3 protein-coding genes and 1 pseudogene are annotated in these 2,076 nt (G+C 61.8%); all 4 read left to right on the top strand.

What is annotated here, in order from left to right:
* A pseudogene (locus LPN03_RS20650) lies at nucleotides 1-248 on the top strand (ribosome maturation factor RimP); the annotation flags it as partial.
* Nucleotides 249-250: 2 nt separating this feature from the next.
* A complete protein-coding gene (nusA, locus tag LPN03_RS20645) occupies nucleotides 251-1,222 on the top strand; it encodes a transcription termination factor NusA (protein ID WP_262455746.1) in 972 nt (323 codons plus the stop codon).
* 160 nt (nucleotides 1,223-1,382) lie between these two features.
* Nucleotides 1,383-1,670 carry a YlxR family protein gene (locus LPN03_RS20640; protein ID WP_262455745.1) on the top strand — a complete coding sequence of 96 codons (288 nt, stop codon included), beginning with the start codon at nucleotides 1,383-1,385 and terminating at the stop codon, nucleotides 1,668-1,670.
* Between the two features lie 192 nt (nucleotides 1,671-1,862).
* Nucleotides 1,863-2,076, top strand: a 214-nt coding sequence (locus LPN03_RS20635) for a translation initiation factor IF-2 N-terminal domain-containing protein (RefSeq protein WP_262455744.1), incomplete at its 3' end; no start/stop codon positions are given.

Genomic DNA, 2,076 nt, shown 5'->3' with positions numbered 1-2,076 from the left:
TCAACGCCATTGACCGGGAAAACCTGGTGGGCCGGATTCTTGCGGTGGAGCCCGACGGCGTGATGTTGCGGCCGGAACTGCCCGTGAAGAAGGGCATGAAGCCCAAACAGGGCGAACCCGAGAAAGTATTGTTCTCCGTGATTCGCCGGGGCGTTGTGGAAATAGAGTTTGCTCGCCTGGATGAGGCCGAGCTTGATTTGGATTTTGAGCCGACCAGCGGCAACGCGGTCGATGGAGAGGAAAGCTGACCATGGATATCGATATGAGCGCGCTGCGAATACTGGAGCGTGAACGCGAGATCCCGCTGGATCTTCTCATCCCCACCATCGAGCAGGCCCTGCTGATGGCCTACCACAAGTCTCCGGGCGCCATCGAGCACGCCCGGGCAGAGCTGGACCGCAAGAGCGGCCACGTCACCATTTGGGCGGCAGAGGTGGATGAGGAAGGGGAGCGGATCGGCGAATTCGACGACACCCCCGCCGGTTTTGGCCGCATTGCCGCCAGCACCGCCCGCCAGATCATCCTGCAGCGCCTGCGCGACGTGGAGGATGACAACGTGTTGGGCGAATTCCGCGGCAAGGAGGGCGAGCTGGTCTCCGGGCAGATCCAACAGGGCAACAACCCCAACATGATCCAGGTCAACCTCGGCGCCGTGGAGGGTGTGCTGCCCCCCAACGAGCAAGTGCCGGGGGAGAGCTACCGCCACGGGACCCGCGTGCGCGCCTTCGTGGTTGACGTGCACCGCGGCTTGAAGGGCCCGTCCATCACCCTGTCCCGCTCCCACCCGGGCCTGGTGCGCAAGCTCTTTGAAATGGAAGTCCCGGAAATCGCGGACAACACCGTGGAGATTGTTGCCCTCGCCCGCGAGGCCGGGCACCGCACCAAGATTGCGGTCAAGGCCAACAAGGCCGGCGTCAACGCCAAGGGCGCCTGCATCGGGGAAATGGGGTCCCGCGTCCGGGCCGTCATGACTGAACTTAACGACGAAAAGATCGACATTGTTGACTTCAGCGAGGATCCGGCCGCATTTATCGCCAGCGCCCTCTCCCCGTCCAAGGTGATTTCCGTCACCATCGTGGATGCGGACGGACGTTCCGCACGGGTGGTGGTGCCCGATTATCAGCTGTCCCTGGCCATTGGCAAGGAAGGGCAGAACGCCCGCCTGGCGGCAAAGCTGACGGGATGGCGGATCGACATCATCTCCGACGCCGCCGCAGAATAGGAAAGCGGCTTGCTGGCACGGTAGAATAGTGGGGACCGGGTGTCCGGGCTGCCTGCCAGCAGTTTTGAACAAGTTTTGAACAAGCTGATTGGGCAGGCACCGTCCGGTATGGCCAGTAAGGGTTGCATAGTTGGGAAAGAACGCTGAAGAAGCGCGGACCTTGTCCGTTGCCTCCTCCGAAGCTGTGCGAACCTGCATTGGTTGCAGGAAAACCGATGCCCGGGAAAAATTAGTGCGACTGGTCAAGTCAGCCAGCGAAACCGGCGAGCCGGAGGCGCTGGTTGATTTACGACGTCGCATGCCTGGCCGGGGAGCGTGGCTGCACCCCAGCACGAAATGTTTGCAACTGGCGCTCAAGCGCCGCGCCATTGGGCGGGCCCTTCCGGGCGTGACCAGCGCGGGCGGCTTGGAAGCCGAGTTTGCAGGCTTTTCCGGCCAAGCCGACTGAACCACCGTCAACCGACATTGTCCCTTTGTGAAAGCGGGTCAGAAAACCGATGGAAACCCGATGAGTACCCAGCGATGAGTGCCCAAAAATGAGCATCTTCGTGCTCACTCATGCCGCCCATTCCGACATGGAATGTTGCAGTAAGAATTAAGCGGTTCGTACCTGTCCGGTGCGGGCCGAGACAGGAGAAATGTGGCCAAGGCCCGCGTCCACGAGCTTGCAAAAGAGCTCGGCATCACTTCCAAAGAGGCAGTGAGCAAATTGCAGGAACTCGGCGAATTCGTTCGCTCAGCGTCCTCCACCATTGAAGCCCCCGTTGTGAAGAAACTTCGCGACGCCTTCCCGGCTGCGAAGCCGGCGGCGAGCAAGCCTGCCCCCGCGGCGGCTGTGAAGGCAACCCCGGCAG

This window comes from Arthrobacter sp. A2-55, from assembly GCF_025548615.1.
Taxonomy (GTDB): domain Bacteria; phylum Actinomycetota; class Actinomycetes; order Actinomycetales; family Micrococcaceae; genus Specibacter; species Specibacter silviterrae.
This window is presented reverse-complemented; position numbering and strand designations above follow the sequence as displayed.